The following is a 24,101-nucleotide window of genomic DNA, read 5'->3' on the forward strand; positions in this document are numbered from 1 at the left end:
GTTAGTTTTAGAATTTTCATTTGTTTTATGTTTTAGATTTCAATTTCTCCTCAGCCTCCTCCATTTTCTTTTTTTCCTTTTTTATGGGTTTAAATGGCCCATATTTGTGTTGCGTTTCGCTAAAACTATCCGCATAAGGACCAAAGGGATGGTCTATAGGTTTCTTGGCGATTTTAGGCCAATCCTTGCTTAAATCTTTTGACGGTCTGTCCAGGCTTTCTACATAGGCCGCAATATCCCAAGATTCTTCATCTGATAATTGAGGGTTTTCATAGGTTGCACCCAGGGGCATATTGTATTTTATATAACCTGCAAAACGACTGATTCTGAATAATCCCGCGCCACTATTATAGGAATTAGCACCCCAAAGCGGGGGATATGTATATTCTTTCTTATCTGCAGCGAGTATTCCCTGACCATTTACTTGATGGCAACTGGCACACTTGGCGTCATACAACGTCCTTCCTTTTCCAGGGTCAGCAGCTCTGTCCAAATATTCTAAATCATAAATTCCGGAAGCATGCGCTTTTTGTCCTTTGGGAACATTGCTGCCAATGTATTCAATGTAAGCGATCATGGCTTTCATTTCCCTGTCATCTTCTTTGAGATGTTGGCCATTTAAGCTTCTTTCCATGCAATCGTTAACCCTTTTGTAAAGGTTTTCGACCTGTCCGCTTCTTGATCTCATTTTTGGGTACATAGAATAAACGGAACCATAATTATTCCCCCAAACTTTTGTGCCGGCATCCAAGTGGCAATTGTTGCAATTCATACCATTACTGATTTGTTTCACACTGCCATTTGGACCCAAATATTTGGCGGTATGTGCAATTAAATCTTTGCCATATTCCACTTCTTGCTTTAAAGTTGCATCGGTTATTAGATTAATATCAGCAGGTCGCCAAACTTTTGCCATTTCATTCTGCAGCAGCACCTTTTTTTCTGCTTCAACGTAAAGGGAATCCAAATCCGGCCCGCTGTTTTGAAACAAAGAGATGACTGATGAATTGAAGAACAAAAATAAAAACAATACCATTACTATGAAAATAATAGTCGTAAACAGATAGGCCAGCCTTTTTACCAGCGATTTAAATTGGGCTATATTTTGTTTTTCTGGATTCATACTTTTTTAATGAGGCAGTTTATCTCTAAAATATCCATATATCCAAGTTCCCGCAACAGCAGACAATAGAGTAACGATCATGACAGTTGCGCCAGTTCCAATTTGTGCAAACAATGGGCCAGGACAAGCTCCTGTTATAGCCCAACCCAGTCCAAAGATGAGTCCGCCGTAAATTTGGCCTTTGTTGAATGTTTTGTCATGGAATTCAATTTTTTCGCCATAAATGGTTTTGATATTGAATTTTTTTATCAGGAAAACGGATATCATCCCTACCACAACGGCACTTCCTATGATGCCATACATATGAAAAGATTGAAAACGGAACATTTCCTGAATGCGATACCAGCTAATTACTTCGGCTTTGATAAAAACGATACCAAACAGTATACCGATGACTAGGTATTTTAAATTGTGGTGCCATTTATGTTCTAATTGACTCTCGTTGATACAAACGGTGTCTAAGGAACGAGTTTCGAAATCTGTATTTTGATCTTTGATATTCATAATTATTATTTTAAAGTGAAAGGATAAATGGTAAAATAAGATTAGCCATAATCAATCCGCCAACGAAGAAGCAGCACGTTGCTATAAGCGACGGCATTTGTAAATTTGACAAACCGGAAATAGAGTGACCACTGGTGCAACCTCCCGCATAACGAGAACCGAAACCAATGAAAAAGCCACCAATGACCATCATGAAAAATCCTTTAAGTGTAAACAAATTTTCCCAAGAGAATAACTGTTCCGGTAACATTCCATAGATTTCTGTGATTCCGTAGCTCGCTAATTCTGTCTTTAGGTTGGCATTAATAATAATTGGATCTGGATTTGATAAAAAACTGAATGCAATAACACCCCCCAATAAAATACCGAATACGAAAAACATATTCCAAATTTCTTTTTTCCAATCGTATTGGAAAAACTTAATATTTGCCGGCAAGCACATCGCGCAAGTGTGACGTAATGAGGCGCTAATACCAAATGATTTGTTTCCAATGATTAATAAAGCCGGAACTGTAAGTCCAACTAATGGTCCTGCAATGTACCACGGCCAAGGTTCTCTGATTAATTCTAAAATTCCCATATATTTTTTTTAATAATGTAAAATTCACTTTAAAAAAAGATAAAACATGTAACTTATGTCACACAAGGAAAAAAAACAGCTAAAAAAGCACATAAAGGAGATAAATTGTCCTGTTTTAATCTTATTTTATAGAGTAGCTACTTATTAATATTAGAAAATATTAAAATATCAGCAGATAAAAAAGGGGTCGGTTTTCTGGACCACTTTTAAGCGATTCAGCTGCAATTAGGATTGGCCATGTGCTTTTTCTGCAGCCTGGTTTTTTTGCCAGTTTTAAAGTGGTCTTCTCATTGGAATTATTTTTTCAGTAACTCGTCTAACGTTTCCCTGAACGAATCACTATTCCAATTTGCAGTTCCAATTTTGGCCAAAATCACATTTCCTTGTTGATCGATGAGATAAGTGGCGGGGATCGTTGCCGAATCCATATCTGCAGGAGGATTTGAAACCGACTGATAGATAGGAAGCGTTAAGTTTTCTTTGACTAAAAAAGCATTTCCCTTTTCAAAGGAGTCAGTAGTAACAAACAAAAAGACCATTTTGTCCTGATAGTCGGCATATAACTTCTGCATACTAGGCATTTCTGCAATACAGGGCGGGCACCATGTGGCCCAGAAATTAATGAATATTACTTTCCCTCTGTATTCTTCTAATGACACATGCTTTCCGGAGGCGTCCACTAGTTGCCATTGATAGCTAGACAGTTTTTTTTGATCCATCACGGCAATTGTTTTGGGCGAAAAGGCAATTAAGCGGTTTAATTGTATTTTCACAAAAGTGCCCAAAGGACTGAACAACAGTAATGCTATAAATACGATAAAAAGAATATTTTGAATAGTAGATTTTTTTGGTTTTTTCCAGTTCATTTTTTTAAATTTTTACTTCCTAAAAGAGATGGTTTTTGACTCCGTTTTAGAGGGTTGTTATTTTATAAATTGTCTTTCGGCATTCTAATTTCAATAATCAGGGACGATACAATCGTGATGATTCCTATTAGTATTACGGCATAATTGACTCCAAATAAATCGGCCGTTATTCCTGAGATAATTGCACCTATCGCATATCCTAAATCCCTCCAAAGTCTGAAGGTGCCAATGCTTTCCGCTCTTTGATGCGGATTGGTGGCCTGTGCGATAGCGGACAAAAAGGTAGGATAGACCAAGGCCGTTCCCAAACCCAAAAATGCTGAAATGGCGGCCAACTGATAGAACTCATCTGCAAAAGGGATAAAGAGGATCGCTATTCCCTGAAGTAACATTCCCCAAAAGAGCATCTTTTTTTTCGAATAGACATCTGACATTTTTCCGGTGATCAGTTGTCCAAACCCCCAAACAGTAGGGTAGATGGCGGTTATGATTCCAATATTCTGAGAATCATAATTCAAGGAAAGCAACACAATAGGCAACAGTCCCCAAATCATGCCGTCATTGAGGTTGTTAACTAATCCCGCTTGCGTTACGGAACTTAAGGTTTTGTTTTTGAATGTGGTTTCCAGGAAAATATTCCCTAATTTTTCGGTTTTGTTGGTTGTGTTCTCTTGGTGTACAAATTGTCTGGTGTCTTTCACAAAAAACAGAGTCAGTAAAAAACCAATTATGGAAATTCCAATCCCCAGGTAAAAAGGGTAGGGCGTAATTCCGTATTTTTGGGCGATATAGCCTGATAGGAAAGCGACTAGGCCAACGGCAAAATAGCCGGCAAATTCATTGAGTCCCATCGCCAGTCCGCGATCTTTTTCTCCAACCAAATCAATTTTCATCACCACCGTACTGCTCCAAGTAAGTCCTTGACTGATACCCAACAGGATATTGGCAAAAATCACCCAGTTCCAAGATTCCGCATAGATCAAAATAAAGGGAATTGGTATGGCGAGAATCCAACCAAATAAAAGCAAATTTTTTCTGCCAAAACGATTCGCCACTTTGCCCGCGAAATAATTAGTTATCGCTTTTGTAATCCCAAAGGCAACTATAAAAGACAGGATGGCCGTTTTTGAAGCAATGCCAAATTCAATCTCGGCAAATTTTGGAATTATGGTTCTTTCCATTCCAATCATTCCACCGACGAAGGCATTTACGATAATCAAAAGGCTAAACTGTTTCCAATTTTCCCTCAGCCCGAGTTTTGTATTCTTCATTTCCAATTGTTGTCTTGCCTTTATTTTTAAATTCAAAAATAGTTTGGTCTTTTTTCCAGTTTAGCCTTCGGATGATGTAGCTGTTAAAAAACTATAAAGAGTTACGCCTCTATAATTTGTAATATTCCAGCTGGTACTCACCGATGTGCTTTTTGTTTTCTAATATGGATTTTTTATGCTTGAAATAGTTGACGGTCCCATAAATAAAAATGAAAAATGAAGCAATAAATAATGCTATTTCAATGAGTAAACTATTTTCAATTTTCAACAAATTTCTCAAACTCAAACCCGCAATCAAAAAATACATTGAGGTTCTCAAAAAGGCAAGAAAAGTGGATTGATTAGCCAATATAGTACGCTGTAATGCTAATTTTTCCCTTAAGATTAAGTCTTTGTTCGGTGCTTTTTTCGCTTCCATATTTTTTTTCTGATTAATTTTAAAAAGTAGTCTGTTTGTATTTGTTCATTGGAAAGTTACAAACTTATTAGCATTTCTTACATCACTATCAAAGTTACTTCTCTATCCAAATCAATTTTATGGCTTTAGTGTTTTTTAAACACATCAAAATAAAATTGGTTTTATTCACATCAAATTTCGATTGGTGAATAAATAAGTGTGCAGTTTAAAACAAAAAATTTCTTGTTTTAAACTGCACACTATCTTAATGGCACCGCTGTTTATTGACCCATCGCCTCGTTTACATCTTGCCAAGTACCGCCGTTTGTAACGTTTTTGAAACCATTTTGTTCCAAAATCATTTTGGCTTGACCGCTGCGATTTCCGCTTCGGCAGAAAACAATAATGTGCTCTTTATCTTTAAACTTAGCCAATTGATTCACGACCTGATCCAAAGGAATGTTGGTTGATCCTTTTACATGACCTTCTGCGAATTCTTCAGGAGTGCGAACATCTACAAGGAACGCACCTTTTTTTATTAAATTTTCCATTTGTGTTGTGTTTTTTTGAAAATATATTTTTTTGCAAATTCAAATCACAATTGAGTTTTTTTAGTACTCAATAGGGTTGTTTTTGCTAATCCATTCATTCATTCCAGGAGAATAGTTGAACACATTTTTATAGCCATTCTTTGCTAACAATGAATAGGCAATAGAGGCTCTGTCACCACCCTGACAATGGATTAACACTTTTTTGTCTTTGCTGACCTTGTCCAGATTGCTAGGCAAAGTACCTACAAATACATTGTCTGCTCCCTTGATATGACCGGCATTGTATTCAGCGACACCACGAAGGTCAACCACTTGAACGTCTTTTTCTTGTTGTAAGGTTTTAAATTCTTCCAATGTGATTTGATTCACTGTCTCTAAAGAACCGCCGTTTTCTTCCCATATTTTTGTAGAAGGAATGTAGCCTTGAATGTTATCCAGTCCAATTCTCATTAGTTTTCTGGTAAGATCATCCAGTTGCGATTCATCGGCAAGCAAGATGAAAGGTTCGTCATAGCTTAGAAACCATCCCGCCCAAGTGGCAAATGAATTGTTCCCTTGTATGTTGATGCTTCCCGGAATAAATCCTTTAGAAAATTCTGTTTTATCTCTGGCGTCAATCAATTTAATCCCTTTGGCTAGCGCTGCAGCTAATTCAGCGTAGTCCAGTTTTTTTAATTTTGGAACGGCAGTAAGCAACGGACGGTCCACTTTATTCAAGTGTTTCATCATCGCAAAATACTTAGGTGGTTCCGGTTGGTCTTCCAATAAATATTTTACAAATCCCGTTTCGTCGTTTTTATGTTGAAATGCCCAGTTTCTGATTTTTTCATATCCTACAGTGGTGCTTGGTACTGCTCCCAATGCTTTTCCGCAAGCGGAACCTGCCCCATGGCCTGGCCATACTTGAATATAATCGGGTAGCGCATCGAATTTATTGATGGATTGGTACATTTGTTTGGCACCAATGTCTTGAGTTCCTTTCATTCCTGCTGCTTTTTCTAGCAAGTCAGGTCTTCCCACGTCACCAACAAATACAAAGTCACCGGTGAACAGCATTACAGGTTCATCGCTGGCAGGCGTATCTGTTAACAGAAAACTGATGCTTTCCGGGGTATGTCCGGGCGTGTGAACTACTTCTATTTTTAAGTTCCCTACTTTTAAAACATCACCATCTTTTACGTCAATATGAGGGAATTCATATTTCCAATCTGGTCCGCCTTCAGCCGAAAGGTACATTTCTGCTCCGGTTAAAGCGGCCAATTCTCGAGATCCGGAAAGAAAATCGGCATGTATGTGTGTTTCTAAAATATGAGTGATTTTCATATTGTTCTGCTTGGCAATTTCGAGATAGGTGTCTACATCCCTTTTAGGATCGATTACCGCGGCTACTCCTGCTTTTTGACAGCCAATAAAATAACTTGCTTGAGCAAGACTCTTGTCGTAAATGTGTTGAAAATACATATCGTTTGTTTTTTTAGTTTTTAATTATTAAGCAAAATTAGTTCATGATTTTATTAAAATTGGTGACTAATGTTACATAGGGATTTTATAATGTGAAAAAGCCCGTTATTTTATTAATTGCTTGTTGTTCAGTGCTTTATGTTGCGTGGTGGTTTATTTCAGGAAGAGCTCTTTTGTTATAATATAGATTCCCATTACCAATACGAACCAACCAAATGCAGGTTTTAGTTTATTACCATCTATTTTTTTAGACAATGCCGTTCCAATGAATATTCCAACAATTGCAAAACCTGAAATGATGAATAAGAACTGCCAGTTTATGACACTTTCTCCACCTTCACCAAAAAAGCCTATTAATGATTTGGCGGCAATAATTACAAGAGAGGTCCCTACGGCTTCCTTCATGGGCAATTTACTCAGGATGACCAAAGCAGGGATTATTAAAAAACCACCACCGGCACCAACTAGACCCGTAATGACACCCACAATTGCGCCCTCAATAAGTATTAGCGGATAATTAAATTTTTGCTCTCCAGCCTCTTCTACGGCAGTTTTTTTGTCTTTCTTAATCATGGTGTAAGACGCAATAACCATTATTAAAGCAAAAAACAACATTAAAAAGAGGTCTTTTGTTAGTGTGAAGTTGTCTATCGAAAAGATTTCTTTAGGTATTGCAGGAACAATTAAAGCTCTTGTTGTAAAAACGGCGATAATGGACGGGATACCAAAAACGATGGCTGTTTTTATGTTTACCAACCCTTTTTTGAAATAGCCAACGGTTCCTACCGCACTGGTTAAACCAACGATAAACAACGAATAAGCGGTCGCTAATACGGGTTCGACTGTAAATAAATAAACTAAAACGGGCACGGTAAGAATCGATCCGCCTCCGCCTATCAGCCCTAAAGCAACGCCAATAAGGATTGACGCAAAATAACCTATATATTCCATAATTATAAATTTTATACTGCAAAGATTGTCAGTTAAAATTTTATAGTCAGTAACATTTATCACATAGGAGGATTTAATTTAAAAGTTTACTGGTATTGGGATGCATTTGTAGCAGACTTTGCCAAGTTCAATTCTTTGTTCTCCGATAACTCAATTGGACTGCTTTCTTTTTGAAAATGCGGTCATAAATTTTGCGGACTTGTCTCATAAGTCAAAATCATGGTTTTTAGTCTTCATTTTTTATGCGGTAAAGTTAGCCTGTCCAAGGAAGTTTAATCATAAAACCTAGGCTTACAAGTGAGCAAAAAAAAATGTAAATTAATTGTCAGGATGGCACCGTTAGCTCGTCTTATGATTGGAGACCCTTGTCTTTGGGTACTTATAAATCCCAAAATCCTCTTTATTCGTATCTCTTTATACTTTAAGGTTGTATTTTTGAAATAACATAAATTGACATTTACTAAATAATTGAAATAAGATGGAAAAAACATATTACGATCCCGCTGACCTTAAAAAATTTGGAAAAATATCCGATTGGAACGAAGAGTTAGGCGAGAAATTTTTTGATTATTATGGCAAAGTGTTCGAAGAGGGGAGTTTGTCGGCCCGTGAAAAATCGTTGATCGCTTTGGCCGTTTCACATGCCGTGCAATGTCCCTATTGTATCGATGCCTATACAGGTGACGGATTGAAGCGAGGGATAACCAAGGAAGAAATGATGGAAGCCGTTCATGTAGCAGCGGCCATTCGCGGAGGTGCAACGCTTGTGCATAGTGTTCAAATGATGAACAAATACGATAAACTTTCGATGTAGTTCATTAGAATTTAAATTTTAAAAACGATGTTAAAGTCATTACAAGCCAAACATAGCGAACTTTCAAAAACAGAAAAACAGCTCGAAATTTTATCGGGTGGGATTTTTAAAGAAGGCTCTATGCCGACTTTTTCAGATAAAATAAAATCGGTCGGCCAGTTTCCTTTGCGACCAAAAAAAATTGAGATTCTGCAACTTAACGTGGGCTATATGTGCAATCAGGTTTGCGCGCATTGCCATGTTGATGCGGGTCCGGATCGAAAGGAGATTATGACCGTGGAAACCATGCAACAGTGCTTGGAGGTGATAAAAAACACCGGAGTTCATACATTGGATTTGACGGGTGGCGCCCCAGAAATGAACCCGAATTTCAGATGGTTTGTAGAAGAAGCTTCTAAATTGGGTGTCCAAGACTTTATTGTCAGGTCCAATTTGACGATAATTTTGGCCAATAAAAAGTACAACGATTTACCCGAGTTCTTTGCCAAGCATAATATTCATGTAATTTCCTCCTTACCTTATTACAAAAGGGAAAAAACCGACAAACAGCGTGGAGATGGTGTTTTTGACAAATCTATCGAGGCATTGCAAATGCTGAACAAGGTAGGTTATGGAATGCCGGACAGTAGATTGAAACTCGATTTGGTGTACAATCCATCCGGCGCCTTTTTGCCAACCGACCAGCAAGCATTGGAAAATGATTTTAAGAAAGCCTTGAAAGAAGATTTTGATGTCGAATTTAATTCTCTGTTTGCAATCACTAATTTGCCCATCAGTCGTTTTCTGGATTATCTGATCAGCTCTGATAATTATGAGGATTATATGTATGCTTTAGTGGAAGCATTCAACCCGAATGCAGTCGCAAATGTCATGTGTACAAATACCATTTCGGTAAGTTATGACGGTTGGTTGTACGATTGTGACTTTAACCAGATGTTAGGTTTAAAAGTGGCATCTGCCGAAAAGCACATCTCCCAATTCAACGAAGAAAGTCTGACCGACAGGACTATTTTAATATCACAGCATTGCTATGGATGCACTGCAGGTGCCGGAAGCAGCTGTCAGGGGACTGTCGCTTAAATTAATCATTTATAAAATATTTTATAGAAATGAATATTGAAACAATAAAGGAAACAGTAGATTTTCTAAAACAAAAAGGGTTTCAAAATCCTGAAATCGGAATCGTTCTTGGGACGGGACTTGGACAATTAGTGCAACATATCAATATTGAACGAGAGGTTGATTATTCTGACATACCCAATTTTCCAGTTTCGACAGTCGAATTCCATTCGGGAAAATTAATTTTTGGAACCCTGGAAAATAAAAAAGTGGTGGTGATGCAGGGGCGTTTTCATTTGTATGAAGGCTATTCGCTGCAGGATGTCACGTTCCCTATTCGCATATTAAAAGCTTTGGGAATTCAAAAATTACTGATTTCAAATGCCGCCGGAGCTATAAATCTCAGTTTCAAAAAAGGGGATTTAATGCTGATCGATGATCATATCAATTTGCAGGGCGGATCACCATTGGCTTTTAAAAACGTTTCCGATTTTGGGGAGCGCTTCACGGATATGTGCGAACCCTACGATGTTGGAATGAAAAAGACGATGGTTAAAATAGCAAATGAGCAAAACATTATCCTGCATAAAGGGGTTTACGCTGCCGTCGTTGGACCGCAATTGGAATCTAAGGCGGAGTATCGTTACCTCAAAATTATCGGGGCTGATGCAGTGGGAATGAGTACGGTTCCTGAAGTGATTGTCGCCAATCATTTGAGCCTGCCCGTAATCGCGGTTTCTGTCTTGACTGACGAATGCAATCCTGATTACCTGAAACCGGTTAATATTGCGGAGATTATTGCCTGTGCCGGTCAAGCGGAACCCAAGATGATTACTTTATTTAGAGGATTAATAAAATTATAGATATGAGTTATTTAGACGCCACAAACGATTTATACAAAGAAGCGGCATTAACGCCTGATGTTGGTTTATGCTGCACCACAACGCCCGTATGGAAATTCCCCGGTCTGGAAATTCCGATGATTATGCAAGAGATGAATTACGGCTGCGGAAGCACCATATCTGCCCAAGATTTGATTAACAACCCTAAAGTGTTGTACGTTGGTGTTGGTGGCGGAATGGAGTTGCTGCAGTTTTCTTATTTTTCACGCCAAAAAGGGGGCGTGGTGGGAGTGGACGTGGTTGACGAAATGCTGGAAGCGTCCCGGAAAAACTTTATCCTTGCCGAAGAGCAAAACGAATGGTTTCGAAGAGATTTTATCGAACTTAAAAAAGGGGATGCGCTAAACCTTCCTATTGAAGACGAAAGCATTGATATAGCGGCTCAAAACTGCCTTTTCAACATATTTAAGGCCGAGGATTTAAAAAAAGCGTTGCAAGAAATGTATCGTGTCCTTAAACCTCATGGGCGCCTTGTAATGAGCGATCCCACCTGTGAGCAACCTATGAATGAAGCGTTGCGAAATGATGATCATTTGCGTGCCTTATGCTTGAGCGGAAGCATTCCCATTGCGGATTATATTAAAGCTTTGACTGACGTTGGATTTGGAACGATCGAAATCCGTGGTCGACGCCCGTACCGAATTCTTGACCCTGAAAACTATCCCACCGATGAGCTTATTTTTATAGAAAGTATAGAAGTATGCGCTATCAAGGACCCGATGCCAGAAGACGGTCCATGCGTTTTTACGGGTAAGGCAGCTATCTATTACGGCAAAGAGGCGAGTTTTGACGATAATAAAGGACATTTTTTGCTGAAGAACCAGCCATTGGCGGTTTGTGATAAAACGGCCGCGGCGCTTGCCAATTTAGGCAGAAACGATATTTATATCAGTGAAAGTACCTTCCATTACAATGGAGGCGGTTGCTGCTAAGGTTTGGAACGCAATTTTTGGAATTTAAAAATTGATGTCAAATGACGTCCTGTAGATACATCCTGAATCCAAGTGTTGTAAGTCCCTGTTCGACTCATAGTTTTAAAAGAACTTGGCATAAAAACTAACAAAATTTTAGGATGCATTTCAAAACCGGAATGGTAAATCTGTCGTACATTAGTATTAATCAATAAATTATAATCATGAAATTAGCAAGTTATATCTTGGTGTTGTTTACAGTCTTGAGTTGTAATTCGAATGCCCAAAGCACCAAATTGTCTTTAGAACCAAAAAAAGGCAAGGCGATTGCCGTTTTTGCCGAGGGTTGCTTTTGGTGTAGCGAACATATTTTTGAAGCTGTTGTAGGTGTCGATGATGCGGTGTCTGGTTACACTGGCGGCACGACAAAAAAACCTTCCTATGAACAGGTTAGTTCACACAAAACGGGCCATGCGGAAGCGGTCGCAGTTTATTACGACCCCAAAGTTGTTTCCTTTAAGGAATTGGTTGATGTGTTTTTTGCCTCCCATGACCCAACTACGCCCAACAGACAAGGGCCTGATGTGGGCTCATCCTACCGTTCCATTGTCTTTTACAGAAATGCCGAGGAGAAAAAAATCATTTTGGATAAAATAACGGAATTGACGGCCAAGAAAGTGTTTCCAAATCCGATAGTGACGGAAGTGAAGCCGCTGATGGATTTTTACAAGGCGGAAGGCTACCACCAGGATTACATAAAACACCATCCGAACGAACCTTATGTCAAAGGGGTTTCCATCCCCAGATACAACAAATTCAAGAAAACATATAAAGGAAAACTGAAACCTAATTCTTAAAGTCATGAAAACTCACTTTAAATTACTGTTATCCACAATTATTGCTCTGGCCTTTGTTGCCTGTAAGCAATCCAATGCGGCTAAAGCGGATGTCGTTAATAACAATCCGCTGAAACAGCAATTGTTATCACTGAACGATACCTCTTTGGTAAAAGTGGTAAAACCGGATGCGGAGTGGAAAAAAGTATTAACGCCAAATCAGTATTTCATCCTGCGTCAAAAAGGCACCGAACCTGCTTTTAAAAACGAATTTAATGACAATCACGATAAAGGCCATTATTTTTGTGCCGGTTGTAAATTGCCTTTGTTTTCATCTGAAACTAAGTTTGAGTCGGGTACGGGATGGCCCAGTTTTTATGCACCGATAAATAAAAACAGGGTAAAAGAGGTTGTTGACAAAAGCCTGGGGATGGTGCGAGGTGAAATCGTATGCGCACGTTGCGACGGTCATTTGGGACATCTTTTTGATGACGGTCCCAAACCCACGGGATTGCGCTACTGTATGAATTCGGGAGCAATGCTATTCCAAAAATCAGAATAATCTATGTCGCTTGTGTTGGAATAACGCAAATCGGACACAAAGGGCATTTTGGACATATTGCTGACGGCAACGGTGGGGAAATGATAATCAACGGCAACGGCTCCAAGAAGCAGATAACATCCGCCTCCCTGAAAGGGATATTTCTGACAGTTGTTTGTAAAATGTGAACGTTCAAAAATGCATCTCTATGATATTGTAACGTTTTGTATGATGATATGCCAGATCCTTTTAAGATATATTCATGTGGTCTTGTAATTTAGTCGGAAACAATTTAAACAAAAAATAACTCTATTGAATGAAGTCCGTACAAAATATCAAAGCTTGAACCATCATTTGCTTTTTTTCAAAGCATCCATCAATTCTATCATATCCACCACAGCATAAGTAGAGGAGTAGTCCGATACGGCATAAGGCAATATAAGGCTGTTGTTGTGGATGATCGATCCGCAGGAATAAACGACATTGGGGACATAACCTTCCCGTTCTTCTTCTAATGGCGAAAGCAAAGGGTATTTGAGTCTGCCAATTTCCTTTGAAGGATCATCAAGATCAAATAGGGAAGCACCCAGGCAATACTGTCGCATGGCACCCACACCGTGAGTAATGACTAGCCAGCCTTCTTCGGTCCAAAGCGGGGATCCGCCATTCCCAATTTGGATGAATTCCCATGGGTAACGGGGCTCTTGTAGCATAATGGGATTGTCCCATTGCGTAGGATTATCGGAATACATAATGTAATTGTTGACACCGTCAATTCGGGAAAGCATGGCATACTTTCCTTTTATTTTTCTGGGGAAAAATGCCAGATTTTTATTTTGGGCGCCCACTCCATGTAAAGGCATGACACGAAACGTGTAAAAATCTTCAGTAGAAATCATTTTTGGAAGAATGGTATGACCATTATAAGCGGTATAAGTTCCAATTATTCTCTCTGATTCATGATCGTTAAAAAAACGTACAAAACGAGCATCTTCAATACCATTGCTTTCAGAATCGGATATCGGAAATATAACCCGCTCGGAGATATCGGAATCGTGCTTGAATTGTAAATAATAAAATGAATCCGCTAACCAAATCATTTCCTCAAGTGCAGTTTTTTTATCTCGGCTTATTGACTCATCGTCCATGGCTTTTTTTACGACATCTTTTAATGCTGAATACTCAAATTGTTCAGGCAGCTCTTGCATAATACAGCTTGAGTATTTGTCCTGGGTGTTCATTTCTGCCAATTTTGTGACAAACCTTTTTTTGTTATATAATTTTTGTTGCACAATCTCAGCTTGATCAATGTTATCACCAATTTTCATCACGTGGAGATCGTTATTTACATCAAGGACTCCTCTCCTAAAAACGATTGAGGAGATATGGCCTTCTCCAGTGGCCCTGAAAGAAATAATCACTCTTTTCTGCCCCTTTTCTAGGTTCGACTGATCGAAATCTTCAACAATGGAAGGGTTGAAAATAGCCGCTGATTCTATGGCATATTCCATGGTACAGTAGGAACCCATGAGCATTTTTCGTTCATCTGAGAGGCTATCACAATTGATTTGCATTTCTTCAATAATTCCTCTGATTTTTTCGCAATGTCTGTAAAATATACTTGAAATATTTCGATGCCGTCTGGCAAACTCACGTAGTGTTTGTTCCAAGGTGTCTATCACTTGCTTTTCATCCAAAGTAATTATATGGCTTATCATTTTTTGTGTTCGTTGCTCACCGTTCATAAAATACCGAGCAACAATTCTGCTTGAATCGGGAGTGAATTTTACATTTTTTCGGGTGACAGAAACTCGCATAGATTTATTTTTAAATTAAATAAAATAAGGGTGACAGTCGATGAAGGATTTTGAATTGCTAACTCAAAAAAACTTTATTTTTATCCTGAAATCACTGATTTGGAATGTTCAAACTTCAATTATACCATGATATCAAAATTACAAAAAAAATTAATAAAAGAAGGTTAAATATTTGATTTTCAACACTGTAAATACTTGCTTCATGCTTTTTTTTGGAATTTTGCAGAAGTCGAATTTTAAATGCGAATCTGGATTAGCTCCGACTGTCAAATCAAAACAAATGCGTATCGCAGCTGAAGCGTGGAATTTTTAGGCTTCAGGGATTTTCTGAATTCTTAATGGTATTGATAAAGCCGCTCATGCGATCAAAATGTGATCCTTCCCAAAAAATGCTTTGGCAATTTTCGCATTTGAAAAAGGTGTTGAAATGTTTTTGGGTCAAAGGTTGGAGCCGTTGCATTACCTTTTCTTTTTCAACCCTTTCTAATTTACCGTTACATTTGATACAGCGCTTAAAGGGATCAATGGCCTGCTGCAAATCAAAATGTTGCAACACTTCCATTAATTGGGCTTTCGAGTCCTGATTGCGGATAAAGTAACCTTGAGAAACGGATTTCATTTTCAACATGCCAATATCGCGTGTCAGGATGATACGATTTTCTTCGAGTGAGATAAGGACAATTTTTTTGTCATCGTAATCATTTTGATAGGCGCTATCAAATCCGCACATTCTCAGATATTTAGCAAGTTTGCCAAGATGCACATCCAGAATGAATTTGATCACTTTCGATGCTTTTTTTCCGGTTTTTGGAACCGGATAGACGGATACCCTGTCATTGTCTTTTAAGTGATAGGCAAAATCGACCACTTGGCCGTTAACCCGCATTAAATTCACCTCGACATGCGGAACGCCAATTGCTTCAATAGCGTCTTTTATGGAAGGATTTCCGTAAAATGAGTATATATATGCCAGCCTTTTTTTATCAGACGCAATGAAATCATTTAGTTCTTCATAGAAGTGAAAGGTGGCCTTATTTACCATTGCGATTGTTTCTTGTCAAATTAATTTTTTATGTGAAGCTTTGAACCTAAAGTTACGCCATTCTGCGGCGAAACTTGAGATAAAGATGGCTAAAAAGCACGCTTTTTATTTATTGCCACTGCAGGATTCTACTATTAGATTTGATTTAAAGAACTCCTAATTATTCACCTTCTTAAATATTTTTTTTGTAAATTTAATATGTTGAAATTCAGTATTTTGCATCGTTTTTGCTAAACTTATTTTAGAAATAATTTCATCAAACAAAGGCATGTAGTAAGTTAAATCAAACAGGGAAAATTAAATTTATTATGAACCGATACAAAGCAGCTGTGCAGGAATTAATTTCAGAGACTGGAATTACTATCAATGGGGATCAGCCGTATGACATACAGGTTCATAATCCAAGATTCTATCGACGTGTTTTAAGCCAAGGGTCGCTAGGTGTGGGAGAAAGTTATATGGAAGGCTGGTGGGACTGTGAAGACTTGGACACTTTTTTTAATAAAATATTTACGAATGGAATAGAAAAAAAGCTGCAAGACAACTGGACATTCTTTTTGTTGGTTCTTAAAGCAAAATTTTTTAATCTTCAAACAAAATCCAAAGCACTTCAGTCAATCGCGCATCATTATGATATTGGCAATGTCTTGTATGAGAATATGCTTGATCCTCTAATGATGTATTCTTGTGGCTATTGGGAGGGGGCAACAACCTTAACCGAAGCACAAGAACAAAAATTAAAATTGATTTGCGAGAAACTGCAATTAAAACCGGGTCAAAAAGTATTGGACATAGGTTGCGGATGGGGCGGGTTTGCTTACTACGCCGCAAAGAATTATCAGGTGAAGGTGGTCGGGATTACCATATCGGCCGAACAACAAAAATTAGCCATCGAACGCTGTAAAGGCCTAGATGTTGAAATTCGTTTTCAGGATTACAGGGATATCGACGAAAAGTTTGATCGGATTGTCTCCATCGGAATGCTGGAACATGTGGGCTATAAGAATTATGACACATTTATGAAAATCATTAATAAAAACCTGGCAGACAACGGTCTTTGCCTATTGCATTTTATAGCCAGCAACAAAACCGATTTGAACACTGACCCTTGGATTCATAAATATATATTTCCCAGCGGATTGATACCTTCTTTGACCCAAATAGGAAAAGCAATGGAAGACAAGCTCTTGCTCGAGGATTTGCATAACATAGGCTTGCATTACTATCACACCCTAAAGGCTTGGCAGGAAAATTTTAAAAGATCAAGTGGTTCATTACGGCAGGAATACGGGGAAACCTTTTACAGAATGTGGAATTTTTACCTAACGATTTCGGCGGCTTCCTTTCGTTGCCGGAGGCTAAACCTTTGGCAGATTGTGGTCGCGAAACCCAACTTTCAAGAGGAATACAAATCCGTCCGATTTTAGCGGCCGAAAGTATAAATCTTCCCTTTTACGGAATCATTAAAACAGCAATTTTATGGAAACCAGAACAAAATCAATTTGGTCAGGTTCAATCGCTTTCGGACTGATCAACATCCCAATTAAAATATTTTCAGCGGTTCAGGAGAGCAAGCTCGAAATGGACATGCTCGACAAGAATGACTTTTCTAACATAAAATTTAAACGCGTTAACGAAAACACGGGCAAGGAGGTTTCTTATTCCGATATTGTGAAGGGGTATAAACTGGATGAGAAGTACGTGATTGTCGAGGATTCAGATTTTGATGCCGTAGAGCCAGAGAAAACCAAAACCATTGAAATAATGAATTTCGTCGACGAAAAAGAAATTGACACCATTTATTATGAGCAACCTTATTATCTGGAACCTGACAAAGGAGCCGCGAAAGCGTATGCATTGCTTCGGGATGCGATGCAAGCTTCGGGGAAAGTGGGCGTGGGTGCCATTATTTTAAGAAACAGGGAGAGTCTGGTCATTTTGAAACCGTACAAGAATACTATTGTCCTTAACAGGATACGATTTCAGGAAGAGATCAGAGATACCGCGGATTTAAAATTGCCGCCAGCCTCCGAAAAAAACACAAAGGAAATGGATATGGCCATTAAGCTGGTGGAGCAATTGACGGAGGAATTTGATATTACAAATTACAAAGACAATTATACAGCCAAACTTTTGAAAATTATTGAGGATAAGGCAAAAGGCAAAAAACAAGTCGCTCCAAAACTAAAAGTCGTGCACAAGCAGGATGCAGATTTAATGGCTATGCTTAAGGCAAGCCTGGAAAAAAAGAAAAGTAAGTCTTCTTAAGGTTTTGGGTTTTCGGAAATCTTCTTTATAATCATTTCCAGATTGGCTCCTTTACCCAATACGGCTTTCCACAGGTCGCCTTTTTTGTCAAAGCGTCTCATCACATTTTTGACGGTAAATTGTGATGGCGATAATTGTTCATTCACTTCTGTCCATTCCAAGGGAGTGGATACGGTAGCCCCAGGTCTGGGTCTCACGCAATAGGGCGAAGCCAAAGTCTGGCCCTGTCTGTTTTGCATAAAATCAATATAAATTTTATTGCGTCTGTTTTCAAGCGGACGGGCAACACTTGTGGTATGAGGCAATCGGGCAACAACCTCATTTGCTATCAACTCTGCAAACAATCGGGCGGAATCATAGCCGTATTTCGCGCCCAGCGGAATGTAAATGTGCAGCCCGGTTGCTCCGGATGTTTTGCAATAGCATTCCGTCTCGAATTCATCCATTATTTTTTTTACCGTAAGTGCTGTTTTTACCACTTCCTTAAAATCATTATTTGCCGGATCGAGATCGATCACGGCCCAATCGGGTTTGTCAATTTTATCGATTGTGGAATTCCATGGGTTTAGTTCGATACAACCCAAATTGGCCATATAGAGTAGGCTCGCTTTGTTATTGCACAGCAAATAATCGATGTATTTGTCATTCGATTCCGAATAAATTTTTTCTGTTTCAAGCCAGGACGGAATGTTTTTTAGGTCAACGTCTTTTTGATAAAAACTGTCGCCAGTGATTCCGTTAGGGAATCGGTGCATGGATTGGGGACGGCCTTTAAGGTAAGGCAATATAAGTGTTGAAACGGCATCGTAATAATTTACGATGTCCCTTTTCGAGATGCCGTCATCGGGGAAGTATATCTTGTTCTGATTGGTCAAATGCAAATTTATATCTCCCATTTTTAAATAAAAATCATTTTTATTATTACCGTTCATGGCAGTTTCTTTGTTTTAGTGATAATTAATGATCTGATGAAAAAGTGACCTCGCTGGCATTTTTATCGACCCGAAGTCCTTGAAAAACGGGATGGCGCAAAAGATGATCCTGAGTCCATTCGGTGAATTTGACCTGACAGACAAATTTTGGTTTGAGCCATTTTACTTTATCGGCTAATGCTACCTTGTCCTTTATCGGCGATTCCTCGATAAAATAAGGCTCAAACTGCTCATACAATTCCTTAATGTTTTCTTCGGTAAATCCCGTGCCGCATTTCCCAATAAAGCGTAATTTTTTGCGATCATATTGGGCGAGCAAAAGCGCTCCAAAATAACTTCTGGTAGTTTTTGATTCTGTGAGTCCAATAATGATGGCCTCTTGCTGTTGCGAAATCCGTATTTTGAGCCAGTCGCCGCTCCTTTTTCCTGCTCTGTATTGACTGTTCGCCTTTTTTGCCATGATGCCTTCAAGACCTTTTTTTGTTGCCGATTCATAAAATGAAATTCCTTTTTCTTGGATATGTTGAGAATAAATCACTTTCGATAGTGGGAATTTACGCAACAAAATTTCGAGCAATTCCTTGCGCTGCAATAATGACAGTCCGGTCGTGTTGTTGCCGTCCAAGTTTAAAATATCGAAAACATAATATTTGAGTTTTCCCTTTCCAGTTTTGATATAATTTTGCAACAATTGGAAATCTGATCGGTCGGTTTCATCCTCAATTACAATTTCGCCGTCAAGCACCGCAACATGGTCTATTTTTGTCAACTCATCGGCGATTGCCTTGAAGTTTTTGTCAAAAGATAGTTGGTTCCGGCTAAAGAGATTCACCTGATCCGGATTGATGACCGAGATGGTTCTGTAGCCGTCATACTTCACTTCGAAGACCCAATTTGTGTCGTCAAATGGCTTTTCGACGGCACGGGCCAACATTGGTTTAATAAATTCGGCTCTGATACTTTTTTTTGAATCTTTTGCATTCTTTTTTTCCAAATCCTCCAAGGATAAATTTGAAAGTACGGACTTGTCTTCTTTTAAGATATCCACATCGGTGGCATCCGAATCATTTTTTTTTATCAAAAGCCAAGAGTTGTCCTCTTGGCTCTTTAGTTTCACCAAAGAAAATTCACCCTTCAGTTTTTTTCCATTCAACACAAAGCTGAGGTGTCCTTTCTTTAGATCCGCCTCCAATTTTTTCTCGATGGCCGCTTTTGGTTGTTCCTCCGCTAAAGTATAAGTTCCGTTGTCCCAAATGATCACATTCCCGGCTCCGTAGTTCCCTTCCGGTATATTCCCTTCAAAATCCTTGTAGGCATAAGGATGGTCCTCCACCATAATGGCCAGACGCTTGTCGTTCGGGTTCATCGAGGGGCCTTTGGGTATCGCCCAACTTTTTAGAACCCCATCCATTTCCAAGCGAAAATCGTAATGCAAATGTGAGGCAGCATGCTTTTGCACTACAAAAACCGGTTCGTTTTGCTGGCTTTCGACTTCCCCTTTCGGTTCGTCCGTGGAATTGAAATTACGTTTCCGGTTGTATTTATATAACGTCATTGCAAGATAATTTAGGGGGAGGATCTCAAGTTAAAACTCCATGTAAATTTATCGATTATAATCCAAAAAACGTTTTTAAAGTATTGGTTAATAATTAATTAAGTAAAAAAATAGGATGAAAATTAGCGATTTTGGCTCATTCGGCACACGATTTACTGAGTATTTTGGGTTAGGCTAAACCTTTTCGGTTATGTGCAGCATTTAATTTAATACGGTAGCACTGAACTATATTTAATTAGCGGGCTTATTATTTACTTTGTTTTGTTTAAAACACTGTTAATCATTAAATTAATGTTTTTTATTTAAAATTAATAAGATTATTTATATTAATTTAGGAGTGGATTTTGAAGATTACTTTGCCGAATTATTTTTTATAAAAATTAGGAGGATTTCAAAATACTGATCGACTATTGTAAAAGCGCACAGAGGCGAGTTGATAGTGGAAACAAAAGAAGGGGAAGGTCTGCTAGCCGGAGAGGCAGGATCTGAATTCACTATTCATTTGCCGATTTAAAATATCTATCTTGAAAATGATGATAATCATGGACTTAAAATAAGATAAGATAAAATAAAGTACTTTATTTCTGATAATTAAAGACTAACAATTTTTTATACTGGTAATTAAAAAAAAACGATTCACATAAAGAGTAATTTTAACTTATTAAAATTAAAGAAAAAGAAATGAAAAAATCAACTGTAATTAACCTGAAATATCTCTTTCTAATTCTAGTCATTTTATTTTTGCAAGCCTGCAGAAACAGTAAAGAAGCACCTCCTTTTCCATCCTTAAAGAATGAATTTGCACAACCTGTTACCAAAAGTTTTGAGTTTTCAAAAACAGATACCATTCAATGGATTAGTGAAGATAAATCTAAAATAAAACCTTTACCTACCAAAAGTTTTAGCTGGGATAAATTACCATCAAAGCCTTTTGACATTGACATTCCGTATGCATTATCCGGGCCTTTACCACAAAAAAAATTGGAGTGGAATAGTTTGCCAGAAACTAATTTAGATATAAATAGCCTCCCAAAAGCAAAAATTAGCATTAAAACTACCGTTTTGGGAAAACCCAAAATTGTAAAAGCTGGAAACCCTATTAATATGCCAAACGCCAGTAGGGGTATCATGCAATTTGATGCTAACTTTGGGCTTCCAGGGAATGCATTAAGTGTTGTAAAGGATGGTAACGGAATGCTTTGGATTGGAACAGATGGAGGTGTTGCTAAATACGATTCAGAAAATCTGGAAAATTATGGTACGGATCAAGGATTGACAGCTAGTAGAACTATCGCTATGCTTTTTGATTCGAAAGGCAGACTTTGGTTGGGAAACAATATAAATACCATTACGGTTATAGATTTTAGGGCACAGCTTATTCATGAATTAAGTAGCTCATTTGATATGGGTGATGAATACGATATGATAGAAGCCAAGGATGGTAAAATCTGGCTGACTAATAATCGTAATGGTTATAGTATTGTTGATCTGGAAGCGAATACAATTAGGAAATTAGATGCGGAACACGGCCTACTAGGCAATTTTAGCATCACACCGTTTCAAGACAAAGAGGGTTTCATTTGGCTTACAACGGATAAAGGCGTAAATATTATTGACTTAAAAAACGGAAAAAAGAAAGCCTTAACCATTGAAAATGGTTTACTAAACCCCTTTATTTTAACAATTTATCAAGATAGAGAAGGTAAAATTTGGATAGGAAATGGCGGAGGAGTACAAATTATAAATGCAGCTAAAACAACTATTTCCCAACTCACCCCAGAACAAGGATTGAAAGAAAGTGGAAGTGTCAGCAATGTTTACCAAGATAAAGCTGGTAAAATTTGGTTGGGAACAGAAAAAGGTTTTATGTATTCTTTTGATGCATCAAAAAAAGAGATTGAAAAATTTGAAATCAATAAAGGACAACAGATTTTATTTAATATGCTGGAAGATAAGCAAGGACAAATTTGGACTGCTATTGTACAAGGTGGCTTATATAAATTAGATCCTAAAAATGGGAGACCCGGAAATTATGGTATTCCTGATGGGCTAACCAGTAATGAAGTTTGGAGTACATTGGAAACAAAAGATGGTAAAATTTGGATTGGAACCTATAACGGAATTGATGTTTATGACCCAAAAACACAAACACTTAAACATTTGGGAGTGGAACAAGGTCTTGTAAATGTTAGAAATTCTAGATTAATTGAGGATTCGAAAGGCAGAATTTGGTCTTGTGGTTCTGGAAATGGTGTAAGTATTATTGATTCAAAAAGAGGAACCATTCAGCAACTTACCACGGATCAAGGATTAAAAACAAATAGAATAACTGCAGTTTTCGAAGATTTAAATGGACTAATGTGGCTTGGTGGGGCATTAGGTGAAATGCAAACCATTGATTTGGAACATTCGATTTTTAAATATTATGAGGCTACCACTAAAGAAACTAAAGTGAGAAATAATATTTTTTTACTTGATGCAACGAATCATATTTGGATAGGAAGTAGAGGAGCGGGTATTTATAGAATTGATCCCAAAAACAATGCGCGTTCTCGATTAACAATTGCCGAAGGTTTAGTAAGCGATCAAGTATTTTCTTTAATCCTCGATGAGCATCAAAATATTTGGGCGGCCTCAGACCAAGGCGTAGTACTCATAAATACACAAAAAAAAGAACTTACCACCTTTACAACTGATGAAGGTTTGGCAGCTAACGATGTATATGCTTTAATTGCATATAAGGGTGAAATATTTAATGGAACATCAAAAGGATTGACCATACTTCAACCAATAGAACAAGGAAATAATGCTTACACTTTTTGGAAAGTAAAGACTTTAGGCAAAAAACAAGGTTTCGATCAGGTAGATTTTTCAGAAAATAGTTTCACTTTTGATAAAAAAGGCAGGTTATGGGCTGGTGTCAACGGACAAATGTTAACCGTAATAGATCCAATACAGAAAGATAATTCTGGCAATATAACTTTTATTACCGGATTGAACATCTTGGATAAAAAACAAGTATTTAATGATAAAATTAGCATACAAAAAAGCAGGAAAGGATTAGGTATAGCTTGGCTATCAACTAAGGATACACTTTTGTCCGTAAAAAATGAATTAGAAAATTCGGAAAACCATATGCACTGGAATTCGGTTCAAGGTCCCTACAACTTACCGGTGGACCTTACTTTAGCTTCCAACCAAAATTATTTAAGTTTCAATTACAATGGTTTTCAACTCAATAATCCCGACAAACTGGTTTATAGCTACTTCTTGGAAGGTATTGATAAAAACTGGAGTCCTGTTTCTGAAAAAAACACCAGTGAAAATTATAGAGATTTACCATCAGGATACTATGCTTTTAAAGTGGTTTCGAAAGGTTTAGATGGTGCTTGGAGCAAACCAGCAGAATTTAAATTTACCATTTCACCACCCTGGTGGCAAACCTGGTGGGCGAATTTGATTTATTTACTACTTCTTATATTGTCAGGATTTAGTATTCATCGCTTCCAAAAAGATCGTACCATAAGAAAGGAACGCGAACGAGCACAACAAAAAGAATTAGCACAAGCCAAAGAAATAGAAAAAGCATATCTAGACCTCAAAACAACCCAAAATCAATTAATTCAATCGGAGAAAATGGCATCACTTGGTGAACTTACCGCTGGAATAGCTCACGAAATTCAGAACCCGCTGAACTTTGTCAATAATTTCTCGGAAGTC

The 24,101-nt window shown here is 38.0% G+C and carries 22 protein-coding genes; 9 read left to right on the forward strand and 13 right to left on the reverse strand.

What is annotated here, in order from left to right:
- Positions 1-25: 25 nt before the first annotated feature.
- The 9 genes from VIH09_RS11840 to VIH09_RS11880 all read right to left on the reverse strand — a co-directional run bounded on the left by VIH09_RS11840 (position 26) and on the right by VIH09_RS11880 (position 7,704).
- The gene (locus tag VIH09_RS11840; protein WP_331581223.1) at positions 26-1,123 is read right to left on the reverse strand and encodes a c-type cytochrome; all 1,098 of its coding nucleotides are present in this window, start codon (positions 1,121-1,123) and stop codon (positions 26-28) included.
- 6 nt (positions 1,124-1,129) lie between these two features.
- Positions 1,130-1,627 carry a DUF6691 family protein gene (locus VIH09_RS11845; protein WP_331581225.1) on the reverse strand — a complete coding sequence of 166 codons (498 nt, stop codon included), beginning with the start codon at positions 1,625-1,627 and terminating at the stop codon, positions 1,130-1,132.
- A gap of 10 nt (positions 1,628-1,637) precedes the next feature.
- Positions 1,638-2,207, reverse strand: coding sequence for a YeeE/YedE family protein (locus VIH09_RS11850; protein WP_414656158.1), 570 nt, complete (start codon positions 2,205-2,207; stop codon positions 1,638-1,640).
- A 296-nt stretch (positions 2,208-2,503) separates the two neighbouring features.
- Complete coding sequence (locus VIH09_RS11855) at positions 2,504-3,073, reverse strand: TlpA disulfide reductase family protein (RefSeq protein ID WP_331581227.1); 570 nt, start codon at positions 3,071-3,073, stop codon at positions 2,504-2,506.
- Positions 3,074-3,135: 62 nt separating this feature from the next.
- A complete protein-coding gene (locus VIH09_RS11860) occupies positions 3,136-4,344 on the reverse strand; it encodes an MFS transporter (protein ID WP_331581229.1) in 1,209 nt (402 codons plus the stop codon).
- A gap of 109 nt (positions 4,345-4,453) precedes the next feature.
- Positions 4,454-4,762 carry a DUF202 domain-containing protein gene (locus VIH09_RS11865; RefSeq protein WP_331581231.1) on the reverse strand — a complete coding sequence of 103 codons (309 nt, stop codon included), beginning with the start codon at positions 4,760-4,762 and terminating at the stop codon, positions 4,454-4,456.
- Between the two features lie 260 nt (positions 4,763-5,022).
- Positions 5,023-5,292, reverse strand: a complete 270-nt coding sequence (locus VIH09_RS11870) for a rhodanese-like domain-containing protein (RefSeq protein WP_331581233.1) — start codon at positions 5,290-5,292, stop codon at positions 5,023-5,025.
- A 60-nt stretch (positions 5,293-5,352) separates the two neighbouring features.
- Complete coding sequence (locus VIH09_RS11875) at positions 5,353-6,753, reverse strand: rhodanese-like domain-containing protein (RefSeq protein WP_331581235.1); 1,401 nt, start codon at positions 6,751-6,753, stop codon at positions 5,353-5,355.
- A 153-nt stretch (positions 6,754-6,906) separates the two neighbouring features.
- Entirely contained in the window at positions 6,907-7,704 is a 798-nt protein-coding gene (locus tag VIH09_RS11880) for a sulfite exporter TauE/SafE family protein (protein WP_331581237.1), read from the reverse strand.
- A gap of 478 nt (positions 7,705-8,182) precedes the next feature.
- On the opposite strand from VIH09_RS11880, the gene VIH09_RS11885 reads away from it, so the two are divergent.
- The 6 genes from VIH09_RS11885 to msrB all read left to right on the forward strand — a co-directional run bounded on the left by VIH09_RS11885 (position 8,183) and on the right by msrB (position 12,788).
- Positions 8,183-8,518 (forward strand): arsenosugar biosynthesis-associated peroxidase-like protein, encoded by a 336-nt coding sequence (locus VIH09_RS11885; RefSeq protein WP_331581239.1) that lies wholly within the window; start codon positions 8,183-8,185, stop codon positions 8,516-8,518.
- A gap of 27 nt (positions 8,519-8,545) precedes the next feature.
- The gene (arsS, locus tag VIH09_RS11890; protein WP_331581241.1) at positions 8,546-9,598 is read left to right on the forward strand and encodes an arsenosugar biosynthesis radical SAM (seleno)protein ArsS; all 1,053 of its coding nucleotides are present in this window, start codon (positions 8,546-8,548) and stop codon (positions 9,596-9,598) included.
- A gap of 29 nt (positions 9,599-9,627) precedes the next feature.
- Positions 9,628-10,440 (forward strand): purine-nucleoside phosphorylase, encoded by an 813-nt coding sequence (locus tag VIH09_RS11895; RefSeq protein ID WP_331581243.1) that lies wholly within the window; start codon positions 9,628-9,630, stop codon positions 10,438-10,440.
- Positions 10,441-10,442: 2 nt separating this feature from the next.
- The gene (arsM, locus tag VIH09_RS11900; protein ID WP_331581245.1) at positions 10,443-11,411 is read left to right on the forward strand and encodes an arsenosugar biosynthesis arsenite methyltransferase ArsM; all 969 of its coding nucleotides are present in this window, start codon (positions 10,443-10,445) and stop codon (positions 11,409-11,411) included.
- 203 nt (positions 11,412-11,614) lie between these two features.
- Positions 11,615-12,247, forward strand: a complete 633-nt coding sequence (gene msrA, locus VIH09_RS11905; RefSeq protein ID WP_414656159.1) for a peptide-methionine (S)-S-oxide reductase MsrA — start codon at positions 11,615-11,617, stop codon at positions 12,245-12,247.
- A gap of 4 nt (positions 12,248-12,251) precedes the next feature.
- Complete coding sequence (gene msrB, locus VIH09_RS11910; RefSeq protein ID WP_331581247.1) at positions 12,252-12,788, forward strand: peptide-methionine (R)-S-oxide reductase MsrB; 537 nt, start codon at positions 12,252-12,254, stop codon at positions 12,786-12,788.
- Positions 12,789-13,117: 329 nt separating this feature from the next.
- On the opposite strand, the gene VIH09_RS11915 is transcribed toward msrB, so the two are convergent.
- Together VIH09_RS11915 and VIH09_RS11920 are read right to left on the reverse strand one after the other, a co-directional pair.
- Positions 13,118-14,584, reverse strand: coding sequence for a glycoside hydrolase family 130 protein (locus VIH09_RS11915; protein WP_331581249.1), 1,467 nt, complete (start codon positions 14,582-14,584; stop codon positions 13,118-13,120).
- Positions 14,585-14,900: 316 nt separating this feature from the next.
- Entirely contained in the window at positions 14,901-15,626 is a 726-nt protein-coding gene (locus VIH09_RS11920; protein ID WP_331581251.1) for a Mut7-C RNAse domain-containing protein, read from the reverse strand.
- 308 nt (positions 15,627-15,934) lie between these two features.
- On the opposite strand from VIH09_RS11920, the gene cfa reads away from it, so the two are divergent.
- Both cfa and VIH09_RS11930 read left to right on the forward strand, forming a co-directional pair.
- Positions 15,935-17,053, forward strand: a complete 1,119-nt coding sequence (gene cfa / locus VIH09_RS11925; protein WP_331581253.1) for a cyclopropane fatty acyl phospholipid synthase — start codon at positions 15,935-15,937, stop codon at positions 17,051-17,053.
- 52 nt (positions 17,054-17,105) lie between these two features.
- Positions 17,106-17,894, forward strand: a complete 789-nt coding sequence (locus VIH09_RS11930) for a Ku protein (RefSeq protein ID WP_331581255.1) — start codon at positions 17,106-17,108, stop codon at positions 17,892-17,894.
- Here the strand turns inward: VIH09_RS11930 and ligD (VIH09_RS11935) are convergent.
- Both ligD (VIH09_RS11935) and ligD (VIH09_RS11940) read right to left on the reverse strand, forming a co-directional pair.
- Positions 17,891-18,790: a non-homologous end-joining DNA ligase gene (ligD, locus tag VIH09_RS11935; protein ID WP_331581257.1), complete on the reverse strand. Its 900-nt coding sequence runs from the start codon at positions 18,788-18,790 to the stop codon at positions 17,891-17,893. The two genes, VIH09_RS11930 and ligD (VIH09_RS11935), sit on opposite strands and share 4 nt — an antisense overlap.
- A gap of 61 nt (positions 18,791-18,851) precedes the next feature.
- Positions 18,852-20,381, reverse strand: coding sequence for a non-homologous end-joining DNA ligase (ligD, locus tag VIH09_RS11940; RefSeq protein ID WP_331581259.1), 1,530 nt, complete (start codon positions 20,379-20,381; stop codon positions 18,852-18,854).
- Between the two features lie 1,062 nt (positions 20,382-21,443).
- Between ligD (VIH09_RS11940) and VIH09_RS11945 the strand changes: the two genes are divergently transcribed.
- The coding region (locus VIH09_RS11945; protein ID WP_331581261.1) for a ligand-binding sensor domain-containing protein at positions 21,444-24,101 on the forward strand (2,658 nt) is incomplete at its 3' end.

The sequence above is a fragment of the Flavobacterium sp. genome, from assembly GCF_036515215.1.
Lineage (GTDB): Bacteria > Bacteroidota > Bacteroidia > Flavobacteriales > Flavobacteriaceae > Flavobacterium.

Excerpts from the sequence above, each read along its gene's own strand:
- VIH09_RS11840 (WP_331581223.1), bottom strand. The coding sequence starts at position 1,123 with ATGAATCCAGAAAAACAAAATATAGCCCAATTTAAATCGCTGGTAAAA.
- VIH09_RS11845 (WP_331581225.1), bottom strand. The coding sequence starts at position 1,627 with ATGAATATCAAAGATCAAAATACAGATTTCGAAACTCGTTCCTTAGAC.
- VIH09_RS11850 (WP_414656158.1), bottom strand. The coding sequence starts at position 2,207 with ATGGGAATTTTAGAATTAATCAGAGAACCTTGGCCGTGGTACATTGCA.
- VIH09_RS11855 (WP_331581227.1), bottom strand. The coding sequence starts at position 3,073 with ATGAACTGGAAAAAACCAAAAAAATCTACTATTCAAAATATTCTTTTT.
- VIH09_RS11860 (WP_331581229.1), bottom strand. The coding sequence starts at position 4,344 with ATGAAGAATACAAAACTCGGGCTGAGGGAAAATTGGAAACAGTTTAGC.
- VIH09_RS11865 (WP_331581231.1), bottom strand. The coding sequence starts at position 4,762 with ATGGAAGCGAAAAAAGCACCGAACAAAGACTTAATCTTAAGGGAAAAA.
- VIH09_RS11870 (WP_331581233.1), bottom strand. The coding sequence starts at position 5,292 with ATGGAAAATTTAATAAAAAAAGGTGCGTTCCTTGTAGATGTTCGCACT.
- VIH09_RS11875 (WP_331581235.1), bottom strand. The coding sequence starts at position 6,753 with ATGTATTTTCAACACATTTACGACAAGAGTCTTGCTCAAGCAAGTTAT.
- VIH09_RS11880 (WP_331581237.1), bottom strand. The coding sequence starts at position 7,704 with ATGGAATATATAGGTTATTTTGCGTCAATCCTTATTGGCGTTGCTTTA.
- VIH09_RS11885 (WP_331581239.1), top strand. The coding sequence starts at position 8,183 with ATGGAAAAAACATATTACGATCCCGCTGACCTTAAAAAATTTGGAAAA.
- arsS (WP_331581241.1), top strand. The coding sequence starts at position 8,546 with ATGTTAAAGTCATTACAAGCCAAACATAGCGAACTTTCAAAAACAGAA.
- VIH09_RS11895 (WP_331581243.1), top strand. The coding sequence starts at position 9,628 with ATGAATATTGAAACAATAAAGGAAACAGTAGATTTTCTAAAACAAAAA.
- arsM (WP_331581245.1), top strand. The coding sequence starts at position 10,443 with ATGAGTTATTTAGACGCCACAAACGATTTATACAAAGAAGCGGCATTA.
- msrA (WP_414656159.1), top strand. The coding sequence starts at position 11,615 with ATGAAATTAGCAAGTTATATCTTGGTGTTGTTTACAGTCTTGAGTTGT.
- msrB (WP_331581247.1), top strand. The coding sequence starts at position 12,252 with ATGAAAACTCACTTTAAATTACTGTTATCCACAATTATTGCTCTGGCC.
- VIH09_RS11915 (WP_331581249.1), bottom strand. The coding sequence starts at position 14,584 with ATGCGAGTTTCTGTCACCCGAAAAAATGTAAAATTCACTCCCGATTCA.
- VIH09_RS11920 (WP_331581251.1), bottom strand. The coding sequence starts at position 15,626 with ATGGTAAATAAGGCCACCTTTCACTTCTATGAAGAACTAAATGATTTC.
- cfa (WP_331581253.1), top strand. The coding sequence starts at position 15,935 with ATGAACCGATACAAAGCAGCTGTGCAGGAATTAATTTCAGAGACTGGA.
- VIH09_RS11930 (WP_331581255.1), top strand. The coding sequence starts at position 17,106 with ATGGAAACCAGAACAAAATCAATTTGGTCAGGTTCAATCGCTTTCGGA.
- ligD (WP_331581257.1), bottom strand. The coding sequence starts at position 18,790 with ATGGGAGATATAAATTTGCATTTGACCAATCAGAACAAGATATACTTC.
- ligD (WP_331581259.1), bottom strand. The coding sequence starts at position 20,381 with ATGACGTTATATAAATACAACCGGAAACGTAATTTCAATTCCACGGAC.